The following is a 7,116-nucleotide window of genomic DNA, read 5'->3' as shown; positions in this document are numbered from 1 at the left end:
AAAAGGCCCCATGAAGTAACAAACGGTGTGCCCGCCCCGCAACACGCCGAGCGGACACACTTTTTGCTACTTAACCCTGAGTTACTGCTTGCGTTTATGGCTGGCGACGGCGTGCCAACGCGAGTTAGTGACTGCGTTTATGACAAAAATGGCCCGAAAAATGGCTTGAAAGTGTCATAAACTTACACAGTTTCACATTTGCAGCTCGCATCCATGGGGGCCATTCCGGTGGATTGACCGGAAACGGGCTTGAATAAGGTCCAGCCCCACTTCAAGCGCCCCTACTCAAGCCCCCGCCCCGAGGCCACTGATGTGAAAACCCGCAGCCATGACTGAACTAGCAGTCACGGCTGCGGGCCTCCAGCAGATGTAGCTCTGCTAAGAACCTAAAAGATTACTTGTTAATCACCGTGGTCGGGTGCACGTAACCCAGAGTCTCCGGATCAACCGGGAACTCAATGTCGCCGAAAGGCGAATCTGCACCAGCGTGGTGAGCAATCAGTTCAGTAACAGCGTGCTGACCAGGCTCGAGGTCCTTCGGCCAGCCGGGATCGACATAGGATTTCTTTGCAACGTTAGCCATGCTGAGATTATCCCAAAAATTTTCTCCCCAGTCACCTTCTCCCCTCCTTAAATCTCACTAAAGTGGGGATTGTCATGACTAGCACCACCCCCTTTGCACTCTTTTCCGACTGGCTGGCAGGTCAACCAGACCAATTTGTGGGCACTATCCTCAGCAATCGCCCCGATGCGCTGTCGCCACCGCCGAAGTCTTCCCAGGTGCTAGCGGCAAGGCTCCAGCTCCGCGCTTCTGTCTCCCGCGCGCTGACCAGACTGCCCGCACTGGAGCTCGCCTGCATTGAGGCTGCCGCTGACCTCGGTGCCGACGCCGAACCCGTCACTGCGGACGCCCTCATCGACTACATTCTCGACTTACTCTCTCGAGCAGAGGTTCCCGCCAATCAACGGCCCACGGCCACGCATATTCGGACAAGCCTCGATACCCTGCGCGAATACGGACTCATCTGGGGCAACGGTCCCGGCCCCCGCGGCACCTTCACCGGCAAGTCCACCCGCAAGAAGCCTCTGCCCTGGCAGGACTACTTCTGCCTCAGCGATGAGGTCGCCACCTCGTTGCCACCTGGCTGGTATCTTCTGCCCAATCCCGATGGCCCCAGCCGCAGCCAGCTACGCACGGCACTCACCGAGGTCACAGACAGGCAGCAGCGTCTCCTGGATACCCTCGCCAACTCCGGAGGGCTCGGCGTCACAAAGGACGCTCATCCGGATGCCGACCCTTCGCTGCCGGTCCCAGCGCTCATCAACGCCGGCCTGCTCGAACGCATCGACGAGGGCACCGTTCGCCTGCCCGCCACCGTTCGCGCGCTTATGCGTGGAGTCGGGCTTGCCGACGACGACGTCCCCCTGCGCCCCGAAACCCCCGCTACCCACGTGGTCGCCAGCGGTAACGACCGTGCTGCCGCCACTGCCTGGGAAACTTTGCGACAGGCGACTGACCTGCTGGACTTGCTGGGAACCGACCCCGCGCCGACCTTGAAAAACGGTGTCATTGGAGTACGGGAAACCCGCAGTCTCATCGAGGAGCTCGGCGTCGACATCTCGGAGCTGGCTCGCGGCGTGGCTAATCTCAGTGCAGCGGGCCTGGTTCATGTCGGTACTCCACATCCGCTGCCACTGCACGACAGCGGTGGTGACTATTTCGCCCCCACGCTGGCAGCCGACGGCTTCCTCGACGCCGATCTGGTTGACCGGTGGGTGAGTTTGACGGTCGGCACTCGCACTAGCGACGCAGCTCCCTGGCGGGTCGACCAGCTCAATGAGGAAGGCAAGCGCATTGCTCTACTCTCCCCACAAGCTCGGCTCTCCGGGGTACCGTCAATCCGGGAAATGGTGCTGGCCTGCTGTGCGCAGGTGGCGTCGTCGGCAAGCGACAACGACATCGTTGCTCTGACCGACCTGCGTGAATGCGCCGCCTACTACTACCCGATTACCAACGCGAGGTGCACGGACGAGGCGCTCAGTGGCGTGGTCGACGAGCTGGTCGCCCTCGGCATCGTCGTGCGGGACCCTGGCGTGGAAACGATTTCCGTCGGCCTTAGCGAGGTTGGCAAAGCCACGGTCGCGCTCATCGAATCCGGCACTGCCGAGGCCTTCGACGATCTGCGTGCCGCCTGCAACAACCTCTTGCCGCCGAACGCCTCGTACCTGATGGTTCAGGCGGACAACACCATCGTCGTACCGGGCCCCGCATCCCCGGAGATGGAACGCATGCTCAGTTCGATTGCGCAGCTGGAATCTCCCGGCCTCGCCAGCGTCTACCGCGTGACCGAAGACAGCCTTCGCGATGCCCTCGACGCCGGCATCAATGCCGCCGATATCTCGGAGTTTCTTTCGCGCTACGCCGTCGGCGAGGTGCCGCAGTCCATTACCTATTTGCTTGACGACGTCGCCCGCCGCCACGGTCGTCTCCGCGGTGGCCCCGCAGCTTCGTTTATCCGCTGTGACGATCCGGCCCTGCTGGCCTCATTCCAGAGTCACCAGGCTGGGCAAAGCCTGGCGTTGCGGAAGATTGCCGAAACGGTGCTAATTAGCCAGGCCCCGCTTGCCCAGGTGATTGAGACCGCTAGAAATGCGGGCTTTTCCATCATCGCCGAAGATGCAGAGGGTTTGGTGCTGGATCTCGGTCGCGCTCCCTGCCGCATTGAGGCGCCAGCTCCGGTGCCTACTGCGCGTACAACGATGCCCGAACCGGAACGCATCAGCCAGGCGTTGACGGCTATTGCCGATGGCAACCGTGCTGCTGAGCACGCTGGTAGTTCCAGTGGCACTGCAGCCAGTGGCAACACTGCTGGGGTCTCTGGCTCGGCTGCGGATTCGGCGACAGGTACGGGCACGGCTGCCGGTGCCAGCGCTAGCACCGGTGGCACGAGCGACTACGCCTCCGGCACCGAAGCGTTCAAGCTTCTGCAGCGCGCGGCTCGCCATGGCGACGACCTGTATTTGAGCTACGTTGACCGCAACGGCAAACCCGGCCGCAAGCGCGTGCGCCCAGTCACCGTCTCCGGTGGGCAGGTCGATGCTATCGACCCGGCCACCAGTCAAGTGCTGCGCTTCCTGCTGCATCGCATTACCGAAGTACATCCTGTCGACTAGGCGGCGGGCGCGCGGACCGTCGTAAAGCGATGCAGAAGCGAATGTGGCGGTTCGGGATGATTCGAGCCCGTGCCGCATCTTCTGCGTAATCGTGGCAGAATTGACCTTTAGCTTATTTTTGGTCGAATGTCTGCGAGGCGAGGAAATAATGGGTTTCGGCACGGGTCCGCTGATCGTCCAATCGGACAAGACGGTGCTGCTGGAGGTCGATAATCCGGAGGCGGATGCGGCACGCGCGGCGCTGGCACCGTTCGCGGAGCTCGAACGTGCTCCTGAACATGTGCACACCTACCGCATCACCCCGCTGGCGCTGTGGAATGCCCGCGCCGCCGGTCACGACGCGGAGCAGGTGGTCGATGTCCTCGAGCGCTTCTCCAAGTTCCCCGTCCCACAGCCGCTGCTTATCGACGTCGCGGAGACCATGGACCGCTACGGTCGCCTGAGCCTGACCAAGCATCCAGCTCACGGCCTTATTCTGGTTTCACACGACCCTGCGGTACTGGCCGAGGTGACCAAGCACAAAAAGATACGTCCGATGCTCGGTGAGCAAATCGATGCCGACACCTGGACCGTGCACCCCTCCGAGCGAGGCCGTATCAAACAGGAGCTGCTGAAGGTCGGCTGGCCGGCCAATGACACCGCCGGATACATCGACGGTGAGGCACACGCCATCGCTTGGCAGGATCAGGGCACCGGAGGCCACGACACCTGGGAACTGCGCGACTACCAGCGCATGGCGGCTGATTCCTTCCGCGAAGGTGGCTCCGGCGTCGTGGTGCTGCCCTGTGGCGCAGGCAAGACAATCGTCGGTGCGGCGGCCATGGTAGACGCGCAGCGCACCACTTTGATTCTGGTCACCAACACCGTCGCCGGCAGGCAGTGGCGCGACGAGCTGCTGCGACGCACCTCGCTGACCGAGGACGAAATCGGCGAGTACTCCGGCGAAAAGAAGGAAATTCGCCCCGTCACCATTGCGACCTACCAAGTGGTCACGCGCAAGACTAAGGGAGAATACCGCGCACTCGAGCTATTCGATTCCCGCGACTGGGGCCTCATCATCTATGACGAGGTCCACCTCCTGCCCGCTCCTGTGTTCCGAATGAGTGCGGATCTGCAGTCGCGCCGTCGACTGGGGCTCACCGCTACCCTGGTGCGCGAAGATGGCCGCGAGGGCGATGTCTTCAGCCTGATTGGCCCGAAGCGCTACGATGCCCCGTGGAAGGACATCGAAGCCCAGGGCTGGATCGCACCGGCTGACTGCGTTGAGGTCCGCGTGACCCCGACCGAGTCCGAGCGCATGCTCTACGCCACGGCTGAGGCCTCCGACAGGTATCGTCTGGCCGCAACGACGCCGACGAAGATTCCCGTCGTCAAGCAAATCCTTGCCCGACACGAGGGCGAACCCGCTCTGGTGATTGGTGCCTACCTGGATCAGCTCGAAGAGATCGGCGAAGAGCTCGGCGTCGACGTCATCGAAGGAAAGACGTCCAACGCCAAACGCGAGGAGCTCTTTGGGAAGTTCCGGCGCGGCGAGATCAACACGCTGGTGGTCTCCAAGGTTGCGAACTTTTCCATCGACCTTCCCGAAGCCTCTGTCGCCGTGCAAATCTCCGGCACCTTCGGTTCCCGACAGGAGGAGGCACAGCGCCTGGGGCGTCTCCTGCGCCCGAAGTCCGATGGTGGTGGCGCCGTCTTTTACTCGGTGGTGACTCGCGATACGCTCGATACCGAATACGCAGCTCACCGCCAGCGTTTCCTGGCGGAACAGGGCTACGCCTACCGAATCGTCGACGCAGACGAGTACCTCGGGCCCTCCCTGCCCGGTGATTCCACCGCTAGCTCGGAATCCTAGAAAACTGGATAACTAAAGGACTGCCATGAACTTTCACTTCCCCGTCAACCGCGAGCACACCAACGCCAACAACGAGTACTACCGCGATGCCCGCCGACTGCTCATCTCCTCCGGCATTTTCTCTGCTCTGCTGCTCGTCGGCGCTGTGCTGGTTCTAATAGTTTTCGACCGCACGCCGTTTGTTATCGGCAGCGCGGTTATGCTTTTCGCCCTCGCAGCTCTCTACGTCGGCGTTACCTTCCAGGTGCGACGCGCAATTAAGGATCCGCAAGAGCTTTACGACGAATCCCCGCTGGTTCCGGCCATGATTGCGCGTGTGGATGAGCGGACCATGGTGCTGATGACCCTGGTGGACATGCGTAAAACCCCCTCCGATGGCGAGCCCGTCCCGGCCCTGGCTACACGTACGGTCACCACGATTTCCGGTGTTCCCCGCCGCGTGGGCGCGAAGGTGCCAGCTGTTGCTGTGGCCGGTACACACAAGAGCCGCACCGAGTTCTACGACGAAATCACCCCAGTGCCGCTCGCGTGGTCCACTCCAGACAAGTCAATCATTGCCCAAGCCCAGCGCAATATTCCTGTCAACGATTGGAATGTGCTCGAATGCAACATCGACCGGGTGGAAGAGGTACACGCAACGAAGCGCAATCTCCTGCCGCTGAACTAGTCGGGGGCTGTTAGCCCCGACCTTTTGGCACTGAGCTGTTGCCGCCCCGCCCCCCCGATTTCCCTTAGCAGCGCTCCCCTCTGCGGTGCTCACATGCACAGCGAGAGCGCCATTAGGAACTGAAACGGGTTGACTAGCTCTTGCCCCAGGACTCTTCGTTCTGCCGGTCAATCGCTTCCTTATCGTATTCACCTGCCGGGTCCTCTGGCAGCTCACGTTCCGTGTGAGTGGCCTCTAGAATGAACCGCGCCGCGTCCGTAATCTGTTCACGCTGAACCTTTGGAACCGCAATCTGGTGAGTCGCCAAGAATACCGCCTGAGTGGCGTCTCCACCTGCCTCCTCGACCTTCTTCAGGTACTCGGTAGCTGGCCGAACGACAGTATCGCGGGAGGCCGCCTGAACGTGGACACGCATGCTTCGCGACGGCTCATGCAATCCCGGTGACACTTCCTTTGCCGAATCATCAGAGGTGCCGAAGAATGCCTGCAACCACACCGCAGGAGCACCACGCAGGTCTAGAGCCGGGGCAACGAGCAACAGAGCAACCGGAGTGTCTTGACTAATCTGGTCCACCGCGGAAACAACGTTGTGGCCGCCTGAAGAGACACCATAGAGAACTATCGGGTTCTGATCACTGATGGGCATTGCACCCAATTTTTGAAGCTGCAACGAATCATCTGCAACAGATGCGACTACCCGCGCGATGTCATTGACGGCCTCAGATACTTTATGCTCTGGCGCGAGACGGTAATCCACATCCACAACAATTGCGCCCGATCGGGCTGCCAGGGCAGCCATATTTGGGCCGAAGGAATTCTCACGCAGACTGCCGTCACCCATCCAGAAAGCGCCGCCGTGTGCAGCAACTACCACAGACCCGGTTGGATCCTGCGGGACAAAAACCCGAACCGGAACGCTAGGACTATCCCCCACCGTCGTATCCGTCACCTCTACCTTGCCGTCGGCATACGCAAGGTATGGCGAAGAGTGGTTGACAGCCGCCCCCAGGACCATCATCGAACCGTGAATAATGGCGTCTGGCATACGAGCGCCGCGGTCATTGACTGACGCACGAGCCTTCTTAATGTCTTCCTCAGAGGCACCCAAGGGGACAACCTCGCTCAAGTAGGAATAGGCCGAGACGTGTTCTTCGAGCCATTCAATAAGCTGTTGTAGCTTACCTTCTTCGGTCGTTACGGGAGTGAAGTTGTCTTGAGCCTCGTCCTCAGAAGAAGCGAGGTTAACCACATCGGAGTTAGGTGTCTGATTAGTCATAGAGACAGTCTGCCACAGAGAAGCCACGAGGATTCACTGAAAGAGGAAACCGAGGATCCGATCGACGCTTAGTTAATTCCGTTTACCTGTGGGTAAAACAAAAGTGGGCCGCAGCACCCAACCCCACACGGGAACTGGCTACCACGA

The 7,116-nt window shown here is 60.8% G+C and carries 6 protein-coding genes; 4 read left to right on the top strand and 2 right to left on the bottom strand.

Translation table 11 applies throughout. From position 1 onward, the window contains the following. Positions 1-180: hypothetical protein (locus QP977_RS10910; protein ID WP_284847305.1), on the top strand; the 180-nt coding region annotated here is incomplete at its 5' end. A gap of 214 nt (positions 181-394) precedes the next feature. On the opposite strand, the gene QP977_RS10905 is transcribed toward QP977_RS10910, so the two are convergent. Continuing rightward, positions 395-583 carry a hypothetical protein gene (locus QP977_RS10905; protein ID WP_016423317.1) on the bottom strand — a complete coding sequence of 63 codons (189 nt, stop codon included), beginning with the start codon at positions 581-583 and terminating at the stop codon, positions 395-397. A gap of 74 nt (positions 584-657) precedes the next feature. Between QP977_RS10905 and QP977_RS10900 the strand changes: the two genes are divergently transcribed. From QP977_RS10900 to QP977_RS10890, 3 genes are all read left to right on the top strand, one after another. Continuing rightward, the gene (locus tag QP977_RS10900) at positions 658-3,174 is read left to right on the top strand and encodes a helicase-associated domain-containing protein (protein WP_284847304.1); all 2,517 of its coding nucleotides are present in this window, start codon (positions 658-660) and stop codon (positions 3,172-3,174) included. A 148-nt stretch (positions 3,175-3,322) separates the two neighbouring features. Next, complete coding sequence (locus tag QP977_RS10895) at positions 3,323-5,026, top strand: DNA repair helicase XPB (protein ID WP_016423319.1); 1,704 nt, start codon at positions 3,323-3,325, stop codon at positions 5,024-5,026. A 25-nt stretch (positions 5,027-5,051) separates the two neighbouring features. Next, complete coding sequence (locus tag QP977_RS10890) at positions 5,052-5,693, top strand: DUF3239 domain-containing protein (protein WP_070827789.1); 642 nt, start codon at positions 5,052-5,054, stop codon at positions 5,691-5,693. 133 nt (positions 5,694-5,826) lie between these two features. On the opposite strand, the gene QP977_RS10885 is transcribed toward QP977_RS10890, so the two are convergent. Then, positions 5,827-6,969 (bottom strand): alpha/beta hydrolase, encoded by a 1,143-nt coding sequence (locus QP977_RS10885; protein WP_070827787.1) that lies wholly within the window; start codon positions 6,967-6,969, stop codon positions 5,827-5,829. Positions 6,970-7,116: the final 147 nt, after the last annotated feature.

Source organism: Corynebacterium sp. MSK012 (assembly GCF_030232435.1).
Lineage (GTDB): Bacteria > Actinomycetota > Actinomycetes > Mycobacteriales > Mycobacteriaceae > Corynebacterium > Corynebacterium jeikeium_D.
This window is presented reverse-complemented; position numbering and strand designations above follow the sequence as displayed.